We start from the raw sequence: 18,784 nt of genomic DNA, 5'->3' as shown, positions 1-18,784 counted from the left end.
TCCGTCATCACTTGTCGCCAGATCTCGTATGAAACTTCGCGTCTGTCAGTAGCCCAATTAGCCAATGCTTTGCTGATACACCTGCTGCTCCACCTCGTACCACCAGGCACTGCCCCGCTGCGGATGCATGACGTTGAACGCCTGGCCCATCTGCGGCGTGGTGATAGAGACATTGCGGTCCCAGGCCAGGGCCAGGATGCGGTCGAACGGTTCGTACCAGGCGTGCATCGCCAAATCGAAGGTGCCGTTGTGAATCGGCAGCAGCCAGCGGCCCTTAAGGTCGATGTGTGCTTGCAGGGTCTGCTCAGGTTGCATGTGCACGTGCGGCCACTCGACGTTATAGGCGCCGGTTTCCATCAGCGTCAGATCAAACGGGCCGTACTGCTGGCCGATGCGTTTGAAGCCGTCAAAGTAGCCACTGTCGCCGCTGAAGAAAATGCGCGTGTCGCCATCGATGATCACCCACGACGCCCACAGCGTGCTGTTGCCGTCGAACAGGCCACGGCCGGAAAAGTGTTGCGACGGCGTGGCGGCGAATCGGATGCCAGCCACCTCAGTGCTTTGCCACCAATCCAGTTGGCGCACTTTGCTGGCCTCGATTCCCCACTTGATCAGCGTATCGCCGACGCCCAGGGGCGTGAGGAAGTAGTTGGTCTTGTCCGCCAGATCCAGCACGGCCTGATAATCGAGGTGGTCGTAGTGGTCGTGGGACAGGATCACCGCCTCAATCGGTGGCAACTCTGCCAGGCTGATCGGTGGCTGGTGAAAACGCTTGGGACCGGCCCATTGCACAGGAGAGGCGCGCTCGGCGAACACCGGATCGGTGATCCAGAATTTGTCCTGCAGTTTCAGCAGGACTGTGGAATGGCCCAGGCGATAGACACTATGGTTGGGCGCGGCGATCAGCGCGTCATGGGTCAGGCGTTGCACCGGCACCGCAGCGGTTGGCTTGGTGTCGCGCGGTTTGTGAAAAATCATGTTCCACAGGATGCGCAGCATTTTGCGCAGCCCTTCGCGTTTGACCGGCGCATGGTTGCGAAACAGCCCATCGGTCTGACGGGAAGCCTCGGGTTCATTAGCGGTTGTGGCATTGGCCATGACGGATGACTCCAGGATGCCGCGCCGCTGGCGGCGTCTGCGATGAACGATAAATGGCCAAGGCACGCAAGCATCAGCCGGACACTTTATTTTTACTGGACAGGATTAACGAAACATTACACTGCACAGTGTAGTTTCTAGGTTGCATCAATTATCTTCACAAGTAAACTACCCAGTGTAATTACTAAATTTTCTACCGAAGCCCTTTATGACAGCTCCACAGCGCATCACCGACCGAAAACGCGAAGCGATCATCCAGGCCGCGATTGCCGAATTCCGTGACAACGGTTTCGACATCACCAGCATGGACAAGATCGCCGCCACCGCAGGCGTCTCAGAAGCGCACGGTGTACAACCACTTCCCCAGCAAGGAAGCGTTGTTCGCCGAAATCCTTAATCAGTTGTGGGCACGGGTGACGGCTGAACAGGAAGCGGTTTACCGCCCCGAACTGCCTTTGCGTGAGCAGATGCGACGGATGCTCATGGCGAAGTTGCAGATGCTGGGCGATGACAACTTCCTCGACCTTGCGCGGGTGGCCATCGCGGCGACGATTCATTCTCCGGAGCGCGCTCAGGACATGGTCGCCAGAATGGGCGAGCGCGAAGAAGGCCTCACCGTATGGATTCGTGCGGCGCAGGCTGATGGGCGCTTGAAACCGGTGCCGCCGGAGTTCGCTGCGCAACAGGTGCAGGGCCTGCTCAAGTCCTTTGCCTTCTGGCCGCAGATTTCCATGGGTCAGCCAGGTCTTTCGCCCGAGATGCAGAGCACTGTGGTGGAATCGGCGCTGGACATGTTCCTGGCGTGTTATCAGTGTTGAACCCCAGTTGATTGTCACACGCAAGTTTGCCTTGTTGGGGTATGAGTTCGGCCTTTAGATGGGTGGTTTTTTTTAGGCCTCATCGCGGGCAAGCCCGCTCCCACATAGGTACTACGTCGCACACAAGTCTGATGTGGGAGCGGGCTTGCCCGCGATGAGGCCCGCCCACACAGCGCAAATTCTCAGCCCTGCACCAAACTGCGAACCGCCGTAATCTGCGGCACTTCCCTCCGATTCATGTACACCCGCAACGGCTCGGTGATGTTGATACGGTCATCGATGTGCTGGTCCAGCAGCAACTGGATCAGGTCGCGCTTGAGGGTCATGGCGTTTTCCGGCCCCGCAGCCCAGACGAATTCGCTGGCCGGGATGATGCCGTCATCCGCAACGTCCATGCCGAAGGAGTCTTCGCTGAAGCGCACGATGTATTGGCCGGTCTTGCGGTTGAGACCGACGAAGCCCTTGAGTTGGTCGGCGGCCTGGCAGATGAGCTGGGAAGTGATGCGCATATAAACCTCACAAAAGATCGATGGTTTACACGCCTGGCAAGATGGAGGGCGCTCCCTCTGCCGGGGAGACTGCCGTGGCCAAGATTACTGCAAAGCACCGCAAAGATGCGCTGGAAAATTGTTTTTTAAACACGTTTTTGTCGGTCTCGCGATAGCGCGAGTGGCGCTCAGTTGTTAAAAGAGACCTCTTTAAAAACCTCTGCGAAAGGATCTCGACCATGCCTGCAACGTTTACCAAGAGTGCCCTGCTGCTGAGCCTGATGCTCGGTTTCACTCAGTCCCAGGCTGCGAGCGGCCCGGCCCCCGCGACACTGGCCGCCAATTCGGGCATCCCGCACCCGGCGGTGATCGCTCACCGTGGCGCCTCGTACGACGCGCCGGAATCTACCGCTGCCGCCTACAAAGCCGCCCGCGACCTGGGTGCCGATTATCTGGAGATGGACCTGCAACGCAGCAAGGACGGCGTACTGTTCGCCCTTCACGACAACAACCTGCAACGTACCACCGACGTTGCCACTAAATTCCCCGACCGCAAGGACAGCCCCGCCAACGCCTTCACCATGGCAGAGCTGAAAACACTGGACGCCGGCAGTTGGTTCAACGCGGCTTACCCGGATCGCGCGCGCCCTTCCTTTGCGGGTCTGAAAATCCTCACCCTCGATGAAATCATCGACATCGCCCAGGCAAACCCGCTGCACAAGCCTGGCCTGTACATCGAGACCAAGGAGCCCAAGCAGTTTCCCGGCATCGAACGTGACCTCAAGGAAAAACTCCAGGATCGCGGCTGGTTGATTCCGGCCGGGTCCAACGGCAAGCGCAAGGAATTGGCCGTCGGCCAGGGCAAGGGTCGGGTGGTGTTGCAGACGTTCGAGAAGAGCAGCCTCGAACTGCTGGAAAAGGAGATGCCGCAGGTGCCGAAAATCCTGTTGCTGTGGGTGGGTGAAGGCAATATCGAACCTCAGTCCAAGGTGACGTTCGCTGAGTCGGGCGACAAGGATCACGCCGCCTACTACGCCAAGCAGCAACCCAGGAGCAAAGCCGAGTTCCAGCAATGGATCGACTACGCCAAGGCCCAGGGCGCCATCGGCACCGGCCCATCGGCGGCGCTGACCCACGGCGGTGATCAGAGTTATGCCGACCTGGTGAAACCATGGATGAACCAGTACACCCACGATCAGGGTTTGCTGGTGCACGTGTACACCGTGGATGACGCGGTGGATTTCCAGAAGGTGATGAACGCGGGTGTCGATGGCATCTTCACCAACCGGGCGAGCGAGTTGTTGAAGTTCTACAAACGCCCTGCAGCGGCAAGTGTCGGGCAGGTGTTGACGAACAACGGCTACTGATCAGGGGTACGCAAAACCTGTAGGAGCGAGCATGCTCGCGATGGTAGATCAGACACTGCGGGCAATCAGACAGCCCGCGTCATCGTTGACGTCCATCGCGAGCATGCTCGCTCCTACAGAGGTCAGCAGAAAGGGAATTTTAAGGGTGGATTAAGTTACCAAGGTTAATCTGAACTCACTTAAACATCACACAAGGAATGCCCCTTATGAAAACCCTGACTGCCCTGTTCACCGCTGCCACCCTGTCCCTCACTGCCGGTTTTGCCATGGCTGACGTGCGAGTCGACGAGATCCCGCAACTGGTCAAGGAAGGCAAGATCAAGCCGCTGGAGGAACTTAACCAGATCGTCCTGAAACTGCACCCGGGTGCCACCATCACCGACACCGAGTTGGACAACCACTTCAACGGCTTCGAATACGAAGTCGAGTTGCGCAAGGCCAATGGCGAGGAGTGGGACGTGGACCTGGACGCAGCCACTGGCAAGGTCCTGAAAAACAAGCGGGATAATTGATTCCTGCTCTCACCACTCCAACGTCTCCACTGTAGGAGCGAGCTTGCTCGCGATAGCGATCTGACAGGCCCCTTGATAGTGGCTGACATTCCGCCATCGCGAGCAAGCTCGCGCTTACAAATCCACCATCCGGTCAGGCGCTCAAGCGCGCCGTCACATCATTGAGCTGCCCCGACAACCCGTGCAGGTTGTGGCTGGCGGCCTCGGTGCGTTGCACGTTGTCCAGGTTGGTGCTGGCAATGCTGGTGATTTCGGTGAGGTTGCGCGAGATGTCTTCGGCCACCGAAGTCTGCTCTTCAGCGGCGGTGGCGATCTGACGGTTCATGTCGCGGATAGCTTCGACCGCATGGGTGATGCGTTCGAGCATGGCCCCAGCTTCGGTCACTTGCTGCACGCTTTCTTCGCTGCGCGATTGACCGCTTTCAATGGCGTGTGCCGCATCAACCGCGCCGGTCTGCACGGTTTCGATAATCTGATTGATCTCGATGATCGAGGCCGCCGTCCGTTGCGCGAGGCTGCGCACTTCATCGGCCACCACGGCAAAACCACGCCCGGCTTCACCGGCGCGGGCGGCTTCGATGGCGGCGTTGAGCGCCAGCAGGTTCGTCTGCTCGGCGATGCCGCGAATCACTTCCAGGACCTTGCCAATGCGACCGCTGTCCGTTTCCAACTGGCGGATGACTGTCGCCGTGTTGGCGATTTCACCACGCATGCGGGTGATGGTGTGGATGGTGCCCTGCATGACTTTTTCGCCCTGCTGCGCGGACTGGTCGGCATCGTCGGCAGCACGCGCGGCATCGGCGGCATGGCGCGCGACTTCCTGGGCGGTGGCCGACATCTCGTTCATGGCCGTCGCCACCTGGTCGGTGCGGCTGAACTGCTCGTTGGTCCCGCTGGCCATAAGCCCGGCAATTGATTTCAACTCGCCGCTGGCGCTGTCCAGATCCCGGGTGCTGACCTGCAAACGGCTGAAGGTGTCAGCGAGGAAATCGCGCAGGGTATTGGCCGCCGTGGCCAGTTTACCCAGCTCATCCTGGCGACTGCTGTTCACCCGATCGGCGAACTTGCCCTGACTCAGTTGCGCCACGTACTCGATCAGTTTCTGGATCGGCGCCACCAGATTGCGGTTGACCAGCCACAGGCTCAACAGGCCGATCAAAAGCCCCGACACCAGCATCACAATGATACCCAGCAACACAGTGCGATTGGCGCTGGCGCTGATCAGCACCGACTGCTCATTACCCAGTTTGCGCAACTCACCCACCAGCTCGCTCATCTGTTCGCTGGCAGCCCGGTCCACCCCCTTGACCGCCGCGTCACCCGCCGCAGGATCGCCACCCGAAGCGACGTACGCATCACGACCCTTCTGATACGCAGCGCCAAGCAAACGGTGCTCGTCACGCAGGCGCTCAATGCGGGTTTTCAGTGACGACTCGATGCCCTTCTGCCCAGCCAGTTCGCCGAGGATGCCTTGCACGTCACGCTGACGGTCTTCGAATTGTTTCCAGTACTTGTCCAGGTCCGCCGGTTGCTTACCGCGCAGCAGTACGTTTTTCCATTCCTGGACCTGGATCTTGAATTGCAGGTTGGCCTCATCGATCAACTGCGAGGTGTGCAGCGGGCCTTCGATCAGGTTTGCGTAGCTCTGCACGCCATTGGACAGGAAGTGAAAGCACGCCAGCGCGATCAACAACATCGCCAACAGGCTGCCACTCAGCAGGGCGAGAATTTGCGCTCTCAAGGACTTTTGCACAGACATCGGAAGATCTCATGACAGGAATTCGGCACGTGCCAGAGGACACGTGAAAGGGGTGCGGACATCCTGTCTGCGACAGTTGCCACACGCCAAAGGCGCGCAACTTAACCCATGCGTAATCGGCGCACTAGAGCGGTTCTTGATGAAAACCCGACCATCGGTAGAGCAATCGTTTGCGACCTCCGACTGTCACAAAAACGTCATCTTGGCTTGCGATGATTCGGCTCAAGTGAACCTGTGAAACCCGCGACAGGCGCCCTCCTCGCAGCGAGCCTTCATGAACCACAGCATCGACCAAAGTCATCGCGACCCGGACCTGTTCGGTCTGCTTTATGGTTTCAGTTTTCGTCCCGGCGAACGTGGTCGTGAGATCGATTCGGCGATGGCGTTGCAACGCCTGCAACAGGCCGAGGACAGCGAGGAATTTCTCTGGCTGCACCTCAACCTCGCCCATGCGGCGTGCGAGCGATGGATGAAAAATCATCTGGAATTGCCCGACGAATTTTTCGAAGCCTTGCATGAAGGTTCACGCTCGACGCGCATCGAACATGTCGACTCGGCGCTGCTGGCGGTGGTCAACGACGTGGTGTTCAACCTCAGCAGCATGGTCTCTTCCGACGTGTCCACGCTGTGGGTGTGCGTGCGCAGCCGCCTGATCATCAGTGCGCGCCTGCAACCGTTGCATTCGGTGGACAAGCTGCGCTCTTCGGTGAAGGCCGGCGAGCGCTTTCGCTCGCCGCTGGAGTTGCTGGTGCACCTGTTGCGCGACCAGGGCGAAGTGCTGACCCAGATCGTGCGCAAGACCAGCCAGAGTGTCGATCAGATCGAAGATGAGTTGCTGTCTTCGCGCCTGTCGACCAATCGCGCGGAACTGGGCACCAATCGCCGCGTGCTGGTGCGCCTGCAACGGCTGCTGGCCCTGGAGCCGGGCTCGTTGCTGCGCCTGCTCAACCGCCCACCGCCCTGGCTGCAGAAGGAAGACGTGAAGGAGTTGCGCAAATCCACCGAGGAGTTTGCGCTGATCATCAACGACCTCACGGCGCTCGGCGAGCGGATCAAGCTGTTGCAGGAAGAGATCGCCGCCAACCTCAATGAACAGAGCAACCGCACGCTCTTCACCCTGACCGTGGTGACAGTGCTGGCCCTGCCGATCAACATCATCGCCGGTTTCTTCGGCATGAACGTGGGCGGCGTGCCGCTGGCCGGTGACCCGGAGGGGTTCTGGATCCTGGTGGCGCTGGTGGTGACGTTTACCGTGATTGCCGGGCGCTGGGCGTTTCGCAAGCGCCAGGATTATTGAGCCCTCAAATCGACTTCAACAGGGTCCCCTGTGGGAAGGTCAGGCACCCACAGGGTTTGGCGTCGATCACAAACCTCAACGACACCCGATAACCTGTGGGAGCGGGCTTGCCCGCGATGAGGGTCGCCAGCCCACCTCACTCCAACCCCTTGATCCGCGCCTCGATAAACCGCCGCTCCGGCGCCTGCCGGGTCAACGCCAGCGCCCGCTCATACGCCGCTCGCGCATCCGTAACCCTGCCCAACTGCCTACAGAACTCCGCGCGCGCCGAATGCGCCAAGTGGTAGTCCTGCAAATCGCCCCGGGCCAGGATCGCCTCGATCAAGGTCAGGCCTGCCAACGGACCATCGCGCTTGGAAATTGCCACCGCGCGATTCAGTTCGATCACCGGCGAAGGCCCCCCCGCCAGCAGCACGTCATACAGACCGACGATCTGCGCCCAGTCGGTCTGCGCGGCGGTGCTCGCCTCAGCGTGCACCGCCGAAATGGCCGCTTGCAGGCAATACGGCCCAAAACCATCCAGCCCCAGCGCCCGCTCAATCAACGCACAGCCCTCGGCGATCATCGTCGCGTCCCAGAGCGAACGGTCCTGCTCATCCAGCAGGATCAGTTCCCCACTGGACGATGTTCGCGCCTTGCGCCGTGACTCATGCAACAACATCAGCGCCACCAGGCCCAGCACCTCAGGCTCGGGCAACAACTCCATCAACAGGCGCCCGAGGCGGATCGCCTCGCGCGTCAGCTCTTCCCGGGTCAATTCGGCGCCCATGGACGCCGAGTACCCTTCGTTGAACACCAGGTAAATCACCCGCAGCACGCTGTCCAGTCGCTCGGGCAATTCAGCCAGGGTCGGCACTTGGTAGGGTATCTTCGCGTCACGGATTTTCGCCTTGGCGCGCACGATGCGCTGGGCGATGGTGGCCGGCGCACAGAGAAACGCCCGGGCGATTTCCTCGGTGGTCAGGTCGCAGACTTCACGCAAGGTCAGCGGCACCTGGGCGTCCGCCGCCAGGGCCGGGTGGCAGCAGGTGAAGATCAGGCGCAGGCGATCGTCTTCCACATCGTCGTCACTCCAGTCGCTGTGTTCCAACGCCTCGGCCTGTGCGATCAGCAACGGCCGGGACGCAGCAAACCGTGCACGCCGACGCAGCACATCGATCGCCTTGAAGCGCCCGGTGGACACCAGCCAGGTGCGCGGATTGTCCGGCACGCCGTCGCGCTGCCAGCGTTCGACCGCAACGAAAAACGCCTCGTGCAGCGCCTCTTCCGCCAGATCGAAGTCCCCGAGCAAACGAATCAGGGTCGCCAGGATGCGCCGCGAGTCCTGGCGGTAAACCTGTTCGACCCGTGCCTGGACTGACACCCCGCTCATCGGTCCCGCATGCCTTAGCGCTCCAGGTTCAATTGACGAACGGGCCGCACCTCGACGCAACCCACCCTGGCCGCCGGAATGTGCCCAGCGACCTGCAGGGCCTCATTGAGGTCCTTGGCATCGATCAAATAGAAACCGGCCAACTGCTCCTTGGTTTCGGCGAACGGGCCGTCGGTGATCGACATTTTGCCGTTGCGCATGCGCACGGTGGTGGCGGTCTGCACCGACTCCAGCGCTTCGGCCGCGAGCATCCGGCCGCTGCCCTGGATCGATTCGGCGTAGGCCATGCACTCCTCGTCCCTGGGGCTCTCAGGCAGTGAATGCAATTGCTTTTCGTTGCTGTAGACCAGGCATAGATACTTCATGGGGCTCTCCACATCGGACCGTCAGGGCTTCAAGTCGAACAGCGCCGTGCCGCTCTGCATGTCGAACGGCGCCGACCAGTGTTCGTGGACAATGCGCCACTGCCCGCCCTCACGCCGGTAACAAGCAGTGACACGCATCCAGCAAGCCTGGGTTTCACCCTGTTCGTTGGTGCCACCGCAATGGGCCAGCCAATGGGCGAACGCAATGTGCTCGTCGGCGACGACGTTCATGTGGTCGAAGTCGAAGGTGTGCGGGCCCTGGCACATTTCCATGCATTCGAGCCAATGCGCGCGGTAGGCGGCCTTACCGCGAAATTGCAGGGCTTTTACGGCATCGAACGAGACGATCTCGTCGGCATACAGGGCCATGATTTTATCGACATCCTTGGCCATCACGGCCTGACGATAGGTGTCGATCAACTTCTCGATTTCGTGGGTAGCGCTCATGGTGATTCTCCGTAGCTATTGTTGTGAAGACACCTCTAGTCGTCTGGCGATCCTGCAATTCGACAGTAGAAATAAAAGTAATCCAAATCTGCGGAGCCGTTAGAATTCGAGCCTCATTCATGTAGGAAAATGGACAATCCCATGTCAGCGAGACTTGTGCCGTACGACAGCCTGAACGCGCAACAGCGCCAGCAAGTGGAGGCCATAGAAGTGCATCGGGAGCAGATCAAGTTCTCGGGCGACATTCATGGTGCCTTGCACGCCCTGCTGTCCAAACCCGGCCCAGGGGTGAGGGGCTTCGCCCTGCTGGCCGAGGACGTTCCCGTCGCCTTCCTGCTGCTCAAGCGTCCACCTGCCCTCCCCGTGTGGGCCAATGAACACAGCGCCACGTTGCATGCGCTGCAAGTCGACCAGCGCCACCAAGGCAAAGGCTACGGCAAGGCGTGCCTGCTGGCGCTCCCTGCGGTGGCGCGCGAGGCCTGGCCGGAGATCAAGGGGTTGGAGTTGTCGGTGGATGCGGATAATGCGTCGGCAATCGGGCTGTACGCCAAGTACGGTTTTGTCGACAGCGGCGAGGCCTACAAGGGGCGGATCGGGTATGAACGGCGAATGGGGATGAGTTTCTAACCCCCCCGCATGCCGTCTGTAGGAGCGAATTTATTCGCGATGGTCGTCAAGGATGACGCTGACTGTCTGAACGCCGCGGTGACTGGGCCACCATCGCGAGCATGCTCGCTCCTACAGTAGAGGGGATGGAATCAAAGGCTCAGCACCATCTCATGCCACGCCATCCCGCCATGGTCCGATGCCGACGGTTTGATGTAGGCAAAGCCGAAGCCGGCATACAGCGGGATATGCCGCTCCTTGCACATCAGGTGAAGGGTCGCCTTGCCCATGCCGCGCATGCGCTCGATGAACTCGCCCATCAAGCGTTTCGCCAGGCCCTGGCCCTGAAAGCCGGGGTGAACCACCACCGACATGATCACCACGTTGGGGCCGGCCGGGTCGTGGCCGATCAACTCCTTGAACGCTTCGTCGGACATTTGCACGTCGAATGCCGCACCGGAATTGATGAAGCCGGCGACCACGCCGTCCACTTCGGCGACGATGAAACCTTCCGGCCAGGTGGCGATGCGGGTGGCGATTTTCTCGCGGGTCGCGGCTTCGTCCCCCTCATAGGCCACGGTCTCGATGGCGAAACAGCGGTCCAGGTCGGCGGGCGTGACGTTGCGGATAACGGTGTTCATGGCAGCTCGAATTTGGCGGTGAGAAAACCCGGAATGATAAATCAGCCACCCGGCGACATCGAGAGACGAAACAGCGAACCCGTCTCTCGCGGCCTGGCTACGCCTTTATCGGCAGCCAGATTTCTACGGTCCCGGTATTGAGCTGCGGATTGAAGTCGGCGCTGTAGTGTTCAAATTCCGGCCCTCCGCTGTGCTGGTAGCCGGATTGCGGGAACCAGGTGCCGTGGATGTACTGGAAGAGTTGTGGCATCTGGCTCAACGGCCCCTTGTGCTCGAACACCGCGTATTGCTGCGGCGGGATTTCCACCCAGCGGTAGGTGTCCGGCAAGTCGTCAAGCTTGCTGATCTGTACGCCTGCCAGGTAATCGAAACCGCCCTGGCCATCGAAATTGAAACCGACGCCGTAAGTCTCGCCGCCCGTCTGCCCCGGAACATTACCGCAGTGGGGAGCGAATTTTTCCCAGAGGGCGGGAATGTCTTTTACCGTCTGCTGGGTAAACCGGCCGGCAAGTCCCGCGATCAATCGGAAGTGGCCGTGTTCGATACGTGGCTCATCCATGGCGCGACTCCTGACGCAAATAAGTGGGTTCGGCTGGGAGTATAGAGGCCAAACCCGATTCGCCAAATTACAGGGTGTGCAACGGCTGCGCGGCACCCGCGCCGACGAACTCGTTGTAGCCCGATAGAATCACATACACTGCGAAATAGCAGAAGATCGCCGCCGATGCCAGATAGGAGTAACGCAGCAGCTTATCCCCCAGCAACTTGCCGCCATGGCTCGCCGCAAAGCACAGGCCTGCCGACCACAGCAGCCCGGCGCAGAGGAAACCGCCCAGGAACAGCGCCGAGCTGACCGGCCCACCGCCGCCCGAACGGGCGATCAGGGTGCCGCCAACCGCTGCAAACCAGAGGATGGCGCTGGGTGACGACATGGCCAGGAAAATCCCGCGAAAGAACTCCTTGCGGTGGGAGTTGTGGCCGACCTCGGCCGTCTCGGCCAGCAGCGCCTCGTGATGAATCGCCGAGTAGATCATCTTCGCCGCAAAATAGATCAACAGTGCCGAGCCGCCGATCCACAGCACCCAGCGCACGGTTTCGTATTGCAGCAGCACGGTCATGCCGGCCAGTGCCAGCACCGCGTAGATCAGGTCACCGACGCAGGTGCCCAGACCCAGGGCAAAGCCTTGAAAATAGCCACGCTGCATGGCCAGGGTGATCATGGCGATGTTCGCCACGCCAATGTCCAGGCACAGGGAAAGGCTCAGCAAAAACCCACTGCTAAATTCCATCAACCGATTTCCTTCGGGAAAAATTGTTCACATCCGGGCTGGACAGTCTGTCACAGCTGCCCTTACATTGCGCCCCAGGTCACCGCAGTGACCAGCGTCGCTCGGACGGTTCCGGGCGCTTACGTTATCGAGGCAACAATGGCCGAACAAGGTTCGCCGCGCCGCTTTGCGCGCATAGATCGACTCCCCCCTTACGTTTTCAACATCACCGCCGAGCTGAAGATGGCCGCCCGTCGTCGTGGCGAAGACATCATCGACTTGAGCATGGGTAACCCCGACGGCGCGACCCCGCCGCACATCGTCGAAAAACTCGTCACCGTCGCCCAGCGTGAGGACACCCACGGTTACTCGACGTCCAAGGGTATTCCGCGCCTGCGCCGGGCGATTTCCAACTGGTACAAGGAACGCTACGAGGTCGAGATCGACCCCGAGAGCGAGGCCATTGTCACCATCGGCTCCAAGGAAGGCCTGGCGCACCTGATGCTGGCGACCCTGGATCAGGGCGACACGGTGCTGGTGCCCAACCCGAGCTACCCGATTCACATCTACGGTGCGGTGATTGCCGGTGCCCAGGTGCGTTCGGTGCCGCTGGTGCCGGGTGTGGACTTCTTCGCCGAGCTGGAGCGGGCCATTCGCGGTTCGATCCCCAAACCAAAGATGATGATTCTCGGCTTTCCCTCCAACCCCACCGCCCAGTGCGTGGAACTGGACTTCTTCGAGCGCGTGATCGCCCTGGCCAAGCAGTACGACGTACTGGTGGTACACGACCTGGCTTACGCCGACATCGTCTACGACGGCTGGAAGGCCCCGTCGATCATGCAGGTGCCGGGCGCCAAGGACATCGCGGTAGAGTTCTTCACCCTGTCCAAGAGCTACAACATGGCAGGCTGGCGCATCGGCTTCATGGTCGGCAACCCGGAATTGGTCAACGCCCTCGCCCGTATCAAGAGCTACCACGACTACGGCACCTTCACCCCGCTGCAAGTGGCGGCCATTGCCGCGCTGGAAGGCGACCAACAATGTGTGCGCGACATCGCCGAGCAATATCGGCAGCGACGCAACGTCCTGGTCAAAGGCCTTCATGAGCTGGGCTGGATGGTCGAAAACCCGAAAGCCTCGATGTACGTCTGGGCCAAGATTCCCCAGGGGTATGCCCATCTGGGCTCGCTGGAGTTCGCCAAGAAACTGCTGGCCGAGGCCAAGGTCTGCGTCTCGCCGGGCGTGGGTTTCGGTGAATATGGCGACGATCACGTGCGGTTCGCCTTGATCGAAAACCAGGACCGGATTCGCCAGGCTGTGCGGGGGATTCGCGGGATGTTTCGGGCGGATGGCTTAGCCAAAAACACATAACCCTGTGGGAGCGGGCTTGCCCGCGATAGCGGTCTACCTGTGAAGCCTTCGGTGACTGACACACTGCTATCGCGGGCAAGCCCGCTCCCACAGAGAATCTCCACAAAAGGTCCACGTTCTGACAGTCAATCACCCACAAAAAAACCGCATCACTGCGGTTTTTTTGTGCCTGCCATTTGCTCTTAAACGAACAACGACAACAACAGGATAAAGCCCAGGCCCACCACCGACAGGATGGTTTCCATCGCGGTCCAGGTCTTGAAGGTTTCGGCCACGGTCATGTTGAAGTACTGCTTGACCAGCCAGAAACCGGCGTCGTTCACGTGGGACAGAATCAACGAACCGGCACCGGTGGCCAGCACCAGCAGCTCGCGGTTCACGCCTGGGATCATGCCGACCACTGGCACCACGATACCCGCGCCGGTGATGGTCGCCACGGTGGCCGAGCCGGTCGCGATGCGGATCACCGCTGCTACCAGCCATGCCAGCAGGATCGGCGAGATCTGAGCCGCCACCGCCATGTGGCCGATCACGTCGCCCACGCCGCTGGTCACCAGCATCTGCTTGAAGCCACCACCGGCACCGATGATCAGGATGATCGCGGCGGTCGGCGCCAGGCTCGCGTCCAGCCACTTGAGCATTTGCTGCGAGCCGATGCCCTGCTTGTAGCCAAAGGTGTACAGCGACAGCAGCAACGCCAGCAACAGGGCCGAGATCGGGTGACCGATCAGGTCCATGAAGGTGCGGAAGAAGTTGCCGTCTGGCAGCACCACGTCGGCAAAGGTCTTGAGCAACATCAGGAACACCGGCGAGAGCACGGTGACCAGAGTGATGCCGAAACTCGGCAGGTCGGTGGAGTCCCTTTCACGGGCCAGTTGGTCCACCAGCTCCTGGTTCGGATGACCAGGAATGTGCTTGGCAATGAAAGTACCGAAGATCGGACCGGCAATGATGGCGGTCGGCAAGGCGACGATCAGGCCGTACAGAATGGTCTTGCCGATGTCGGCGCCGAATACGCCGATGGCCAGCAGCGGGCCCGGGTGCGGCGGCACCAGGCCGTGCACCGCAGACAGACCCGCCAGCAGCGGGATACCAATCTTGATGATCGACACGCCTGTGCGGCGGGCCACGATGAACACCAGCGGGATCAGCAGCACGAAGCCGATTTCGAAGAACAGCGGGATGCCCACCAGGAACGCCGCGAACATCATCGCCCACTGCACCTTGTCCTTGCCAAAGGCACGGATCAACGTCTGGGCGATCTGATCCGCGCCGCCCGATTCGGCCATCATTTTTCCGAGCATGGTACCCAGCGCGAGAATGATGCCGACGAAACCGAGCACCCCGCCGAAGCCGTCCTGGAACGCCTTGATGATGGTGCCGATCGGCATGCCGGAGGTCAGCCCGAGGAAAGCGGCGGCGATGATCAGGGCAATGAAAGGGTGGAACTTGAACTTGGTGATCAGAACGATAAGCCCGATCACCGTGACCACTGCATCGAGCAGCAGGAACGTCTCGTGGGACATGCCAAACATTAGGGGTGTCTCCTGGTTGTTGTTGTTATTAAAGCGGGTTATTCGAGTGCCATAAGGACAGCGCTATCTTCTGAAGCAAAATCATCCGGCGCGTTTCAGGCCATGCTCCAGCCACCAGACATGCGCCTGTTTCGCCAGTTGCTCGACGCTGTAGTTGGACGCATCGAGCGCCAGGGTCAGGGGCTCGCCCACCGGGGACTCGAGGGTGGCGAACTGGCTGTCGATCAGGGTCGAAGGCATGAAGTGACCCGGGCGGTGGGACACGCGGTCGGCAGCCACTTCAGGCGTCAGTTCGAGGAACACGAAGCCCAGGCCCGGCAAGGCGCTGCGCAGGCGTTCACGATAGACATGCTTGAGCGCCGAACAGGTCAGCACCGGACGCTGGCCCGTGGCATCGACCCGACGCAGTTCTTCACACAGGGTGTCGAGCCAACCGGCACGGTCATCGTCGTTCAGGGGGATGCCCGCGCTCATTTTTTCGATATTGGCGGCAGGGTGAAAGGTATCGCCTTCAATGGCAGTGGCGCCGCTGAGCTCGCAGAGAGCTTCGCTGACGCAGGTCTTGCCGCAACCGGCGACGCCCATGATGACCAGGGCGGTGATGGGATGAGTCATGTAACACCTCAGCGCGCAGACAGCGCTACCTTTGCCAGTTATGACACTAGACCAAAAGCAGAAGTTGCCGACGCCTTCTTGTCATTTTTGTGGTTTGCAGCCAATTGAGTCCCAACGCCAAAAAGCGAGCTTCAGGTCAAACTCGCTTACGCATTTGCAGCTGCTACGGGACAGCGCTACCTTAGTGCCTTGAATTTTGTTTGGCAAGCCGCCCGATGACCTCCCCTAAAAACGATAAAAATACGCGAACCACTGGCCGTCCGACCCTTAATGAAGTGGCAAGACTGGCCGGCGTCAGCCCGATCACCGCGTCCCGCGCGTTACGTGGCGTCAGCACGGTAGCCACCGAGCTTGTGGAAAAAGTGCAGAAAGCCGCGCAGGAACTCAGCTACGTGGTCAACCCCGCCGCCCGCGCGCTGGCCTCGGCCCAGAGCCATTCGGTGGTGGTGCTGGTGCCTTCTTTGTCCAACCTGCTGTTTATCGACACCCTGGAAGCCATTCATCAGGTTTTGCGACCCAAGGGTTTCGAAGTGCTGATCGGCAACTTTCATTATTCACGCGATGAAGAGGAAAACCTGCTGCGCAACTACATGGCCTACCAGCCACGCGGCCTGTTGCTGACCGGGTTCGATCGCACCGAAAGCTCCCGACGGATGATCGAAGCGAGCAACATTCCCTGCGTCTACATGATGGAGCTCGACAGCGCCGCCGGACTCAATTGCGTCGGCTTCTCGCAACTGGCGGCCGGCGAAACGGCCGCGCAGCACTTGCTGTCCCGTGGACGCAAGCGACTGGCCTACATCGGCGCGCAACTGGATCAACGCACCCTGCTGCGCGGCGAAGGGTTTCGCAAGGCGTTGCAGAAAGCCGGTCGCTACGACCCGGATCTGGAAGTACTCACCCCACGCGCTTCCTCCGTTGGCCTGGGCGGCGAATTGTTCCTGCAACTGATTGCCAGCCATCCGGATGTCGATGCGATCTTCTTCGGTAACGACGACCTGGCCCAGGGCGCGCTGCTGGAGGCGATGCGCAGCGGCATCAGGATCCCCGAACAGGTGGCGATCCTGGGCTTCAACGACCTGCCCATGTCCGCGCACATGGTCCCGCGCCTGAGCAGCATCAACACCCCTCGCGAGGCCATCGGCCGGCGTGCTGCGGAACAGATGCTGACCCTGATGGCTGGCAACACCGTGGCCCGGCCCGTGCAGGACATGGGTTTTGAATTGATGGTGCGGGAAAGCACCTGACCGGCTCACCGGGGCTTTTCAACTAACCTTGAAGGTAAGCCCCACCGTTCTGTCGAAGGAGTGGCTTTATGGAACATGCACTGAAAATTCTTGGCAAAGCTTCGTCCATCAACGTCAGGAAAGTCCTGTGGACCTGCGACGAGCTGGGCATCAGCTATGAGCGCGAGGACTGGGGCAGCGGGTTCGCCTCCACCCACAGCCCGGAATTCGTACGCCTGAACCCCAACGCACAAGTACCGGTGATTGTCGATGAAGCCGGCGTCTTGTGGGAGTCCAACACCATCTGCCGCTACCTGGCGGGCAAGCACCACAACACCGGGTTGCTGCCCCATGAGCCGGCGGCGCGGGCGCGGGTCGAGCAGTGGATGGATTGGCAGGCCACCGAGCTCAACCGTTCCTGGAGCTACGCCTTTACTGCACTGGTGCGCAAAGATCCGGAATTTCAGGACCCGCAGCGTATTGCCCATGGCGTGCGTGACTGGAACCAAAAGATGGCGATTCTCGAACATCAGTTGGCGACCACCAAAGCCTATGTGGCCGGCGCCCACTTCACGCTGGCCGATATCGTGATCGGGCTGTCGATCAACCGCTGGTTGATGACGCCCATGGAGCGGCCGGATTATCCGGCGACGGAAGCGTATTTCCAGAAGCTGGCGCAACGCCCCGGCTTTCTCAAACACGTGTGCAATGGCCTGCCCTGAGCGGTCGGCCTCTGCCGCCCGACGGCAAAGGCTGACCGCTCAGGGCTGAATGTCAGGTCGACGTTACATGCCAAGCCCTTGTAAACAATGGCCTTTACGTCTTGGGCACACTATTTGCTCTCGGTGCTGTACCGCAACCACCTACAAGGTCTACTCATCATGTTGGTCAGTGCACAACAGAACCTGGTTACACCGCTGTTTCTCAAAAAGCCCGGCGAAGATCCGACGACCGATGCCGCGGCCGGTCTGCAGGGCGGCCTGCAAGGCTTGCTGATGCAGAACGTGCAAAACAACATCCAGTTGCAGAACAAGGAAACAGGCAGCGTCCAGGCTGCGGTTTCCAAGCTGAGCACCGAGCAGGTCAACGCCGCCGCGAAAATCAGCGACAACGTTGATGAAGCATTCGCCAAGACCCGTGTTGAGCTGCAGGCGACCTATGCACCATTGCCGGAAGGCGCCAAAGACCGCATCGGCAACGGTGGCGGGGCCACTCAGGACTTCAAGGACTGGATGGCCAAAACCCCAGAGCAACGCATCCATGATGCGATCCTGGAAGAAATGGGCCTGACTGAAGAAGACATCGCGCAAATGCCGCCGGAAAAGCAAAAGGCAATCGGTGAGGAAATCGCACAGCGCATGCAGGAAAAAGCCGCCATCGCCCAGACCGAGAAGGCGCAGCAAACCGGTGATCCAAGCAAGGCCCCGGTGGTCGAGAAGTTCCTGGCGTCGTTGTAATCAGTCCGGGCACAACACCGCCCCTGTAGGAGCGAGCTTGCTCGCGATGCGGCGTATCAGTCATATCAGTATTGGCTGACACACCGCCATCGCGAGCAAGCTCGCTCCTACAGGGATCAATTCAACTGCAACGTCGAATTGAACTGGCTGATCGCATCCACCACGTGCCGTGACCCCTGCTGAATTTCCAGGATCACCTCCCCCGCCTCGTTGGCCAGCTCGACCCCAAGCCCGGTGCGACTCAAGCTCGATTGCATGCTCGACACCGCACTCACTGACAGGTCGTGGTTCCTGCGCACCACGTCGACAATCTCCAGCGTCGCCTGGCTGGTGCGAGCCGCCAGGCTGCGCACTTCATCGGCCACTACCGCAAACCCTCGCCCATGCTCCCCGGCCCTTGCCGCTTCGATGGCCGCATTGAGCGCCAACAGGTTGGTCTGATCGGCGATGCCGCGAATGGTCTGGACGATGGTGCCGATGATGTCGGACTGCTTGCTGACCGCATCGATGCTCAACGCCGCTTCGTTCAAGTCCCTGGAAAT

The 18,784-nt window shown here is 60.4% G+C and carries 19 protein-coding genes and 2 pseudogenes; 9 read left to right on the top strand and 12 right to left on the bottom strand.

Annotated features, from left to right (window positions below):
* Window positions 1-57 precede the first annotated feature (57 nt).
* Complete coding sequence (locus AB4N64_RS02370) at window positions 58-1,098, bottom strand: MBL fold metallo-hydrolase (RefSeq protein WP_460121666.1); 1,041 nt, start codon at window positions 1,096-1,098, stop codon at window positions 58-60.
* A 208-nt stretch (window positions 1,099-1,306) separates the two neighbouring features.
* Between AB4N64_RS02370 and AB4N64_RS02365 the strand changes: the two are divergent.
* Window positions 1,307-1,916: pseudogene (locus tag AB4N64_RS02365) on the top strand (TetR/AcrR family transcriptional regulator).
* 182 nt (window positions 1,917-2,098) lie between these two features.
* On the opposite strand, the gene AB4N64_RS02360 reads toward AB4N64_RS02365, so the two are convergent.
* On the bottom strand, window positions 2,099-2,425 hold the full coding sequence (locus AB4N64_RS02360; protein ID WP_460121664.1) for a DUF2025 family protein: 327 nt from the start codon (window positions 2,423-2,425) through the stop codon (window positions 2,099-2,101).
* Between the two features lie 218 nt (window positions 2,426-2,643).
* Between AB4N64_RS02360 and AB4N64_RS02355 the strand changes: the two genes are divergently transcribed.
* Complete coding sequence (locus AB4N64_RS02355) at window positions 2,644-3,771, top strand: glycerophosphodiester phosphodiesterase (RefSeq protein ID WP_460121662.1); 1,128 nt, start codon at window positions 2,644-2,646, stop codon at window positions 3,769-3,771.
* A gap of 206 nt (window positions 3,772-3,977) precedes the next feature.
* Entirely contained in the window at window positions 3,978-4,283 is a 306-nt protein-coding gene (locus AB4N64_RS02350; protein WP_460121660.1) for a PepSY domain-containing protein, read from the top strand.
* 133 nt (window positions 4,284-4,416) lie between these two features.
* On the opposite strand, the gene AB4N64_RS02345 is transcribed toward AB4N64_RS02350, so the two are convergent.
* On the bottom strand, window positions 4,417-6,042 hold the full coding sequence (locus AB4N64_RS02345) for a methyl-accepting chemotaxis protein (RefSeq protein ID WP_460121658.1): 1,626 nt from the start codon (window positions 6,040-6,042) through the stop codon (window positions 4,417-4,419).
* A gap of 274 nt (window positions 6,043-6,316) precedes the next feature.
* Here AB4N64_RS02345 and AB4N64_RS02340 point away from each other — a divergent pair, with 274 nt between their 5' ends.
* Window positions 6,317-7,339: a transporter gene (locus AB4N64_RS02340; RefSeq protein ID WP_460121656.1), complete on the top strand. Its 1,023-nt coding sequence runs from the start codon at window positions 6,317-6,319 to the stop codon at window positions 7,337-7,339.
* A 136-nt stretch (window positions 7,340-7,475) separates the two neighbouring features.
* Here AB4N64_RS02340 and AB4N64_RS02335 read toward each other — a convergent pair whose 3' ends face one another.
* From AB4N64_RS02335 to AB4N64_RS02325, 3 genes are read right to left on the bottom strand one after another with little or no spacing between them, the layout of a single operon-like run.
* Window positions 7,476-8,711, bottom strand: coding sequence for an RNA polymerase sigma factor (locus AB4N64_RS02335; protein ID WP_460121654.1), 1,236 nt, complete (start codon window positions 8,709-8,711; stop codon window positions 7,476-7,478).
* Window positions 8,712-8,725: 14 nt separating this feature from the next.
* On the bottom strand, window positions 8,726-9,076 hold the full coding sequence (locus AB4N64_RS02330) for a YciI family protein (RefSeq protein WP_460121652.1): 351 nt from the start codon (window positions 9,074-9,076) through the stop codon (window positions 8,726-8,728).
* A 21-nt stretch (window positions 9,077-9,097) separates the two neighbouring features.
* Window positions 9,098-9,523, bottom strand: coding sequence for a YybH family protein (locus AB4N64_RS02325; protein WP_460121650.1), 426 nt, complete (start codon window positions 9,521-9,523; stop codon window positions 9,098-9,100).
* 141 nt (window positions 9,524-9,664) lie between these two features.
* Here AB4N64_RS02325 and AB4N64_RS02320 point away from each other — a divergent pair, with 141 nt between their 5' ends.
* A complete protein-coding gene (locus AB4N64_RS02320; RefSeq protein WP_460121649.1) occupies window positions 9,665-10,150 on the top strand; it encodes a GNAT family N-acetyltransferase in 486 nt (161 codons plus the stop codon).
* Between the two features lie 131 nt (window positions 10,151-10,281).
* Here the strand turns inward: AB4N64_RS02320 and AB4N64_RS02315 are convergent, their stop codons facing one another.
* From AB4N64_RS02315 to AB4N64_RS02305, 3 genes are all read right to left on the bottom strand, one after another.
* Entirely contained in the window at window positions 10,282-10,770 is a 489-nt protein-coding gene (locus tag AB4N64_RS02315; protein WP_460121647.1) for a GNAT family N-acetyltransferase, read from the bottom strand.
* 97 nt (window positions 10,771-10,867) lie between these two features.
* Window positions 10,868-11,329 carry a GyrI-like domain-containing protein gene (locus AB4N64_RS02310; protein WP_460121645.1) on the bottom strand — a complete coding sequence of 154 codons (462 nt, stop codon included), beginning with the start codon at window positions 11,327-11,329 and terminating at the stop codon, window positions 10,868-10,870.
* A 67-nt stretch (window positions 11,330-11,396) separates the two neighbouring features.
* Window positions 11,397-12,059 (bottom strand): LysE family translocator, encoded by a 663-nt coding sequence (locus AB4N64_RS02305; RefSeq protein WP_460121643.1) that lies wholly within the window; start codon window positions 12,057-12,059, stop codon window positions 11,397-11,399.
* A gap of 138 nt (window positions 12,060-12,197) precedes the next feature.
* Between AB4N64_RS02305 and alaC the strand changes: the two genes are divergently transcribed.
* Window positions 12,198-13,409: an alanine transaminase gene (gene alaC / locus AB4N64_RS02300; protein ID WP_460121641.1), complete on the top strand. Its 1,212-nt coding sequence runs from the start codon at window positions 12,198-12,200 to the stop codon at window positions 13,407-13,409.
* 182 nt (window positions 13,410-13,591) lie between these two features.
* On the opposite strand, the gene AB4N64_RS02295 is transcribed toward alaC, so the two are convergent.
* Both AB4N64_RS02295 and AB4N64_RS02290 read right to left on the bottom strand, forming a co-directional pair.
* Window positions 13,592-14,944 (bottom strand): GntP family permease, encoded by a 1,353-nt coding sequence (locus AB4N64_RS02295; protein ID WP_460121639.1) that lies wholly within the window; start codon window positions 14,942-14,944, stop codon window positions 13,592-13,594.
* An 81-nt stretch (window positions 14,945-15,025) separates the two neighbouring features.
* Window positions 15,026-15,559, bottom strand: a complete 534-nt coding sequence (locus AB4N64_RS02290) for a gluconokinase (RefSeq protein ID WP_460121638.1) — start codon at window positions 15,557-15,559, stop codon at window positions 15,026-15,028.
* Window positions 15,560-15,774: 215 nt separating this feature from the next.
* On the opposite strand from AB4N64_RS02290, the gene gntR reads away from it, so the two are divergent.
* From gntR to AB4N64_RS02275, 3 genes are all read left to right on the top strand, one after another.
* On the top strand, window positions 15,775-16,806 hold the full coding sequence (gene gntR, locus AB4N64_RS02285) for an HTH-type transcriptional regulator GntR (protein ID WP_460121636.1): 1,032 nt from the start codon (window positions 15,775-15,777) through the stop codon (window positions 16,804-16,806).
* Window positions 16,807-16,874: 68 nt separating this feature from the next.
* The gene (locus AB4N64_RS02280) at window positions 16,875-17,507 is read left to right on the top strand and encodes a glutathione S-transferase family protein (RefSeq protein WP_460121634.1); all 633 of its coding nucleotides are present in this window, start codon (window positions 16,875-16,877) and stop codon (window positions 17,505-17,507) included.
* 159 nt (window positions 17,508-17,666) lie between these two features.
* Window positions 17,667-18,242: a hypothetical protein gene (locus AB4N64_RS02275; protein ID WP_460121632.1), complete on the top strand. Its 576-nt coding sequence runs from the start codon at window positions 17,667-17,669 to the stop codon at window positions 18,240-18,242.
* Window positions 18,243-18,358: 116 nt separating this feature from the next.
* On the opposite strand, the pseudogene AB4N64_RS02270 reads toward AB4N64_RS02275, so the two are convergent.
* Window positions 18,359-18,775: pseudogene (locus AB4N64_RS02270) on the bottom strand (methyl-accepting chemotaxis protein); the annotation flags it as partial.
* Between the last annotated feature and the right edge of the window lie 9 nt (window positions 18,776-18,784).

The organism is Pseudomonas sp. S2_C03, from assembly GCF_054668405.1.
Note: the sequence above shows the minus strand (reverse complement) of the source record. Positions and strands in the feature narration are given on the sequence as shown.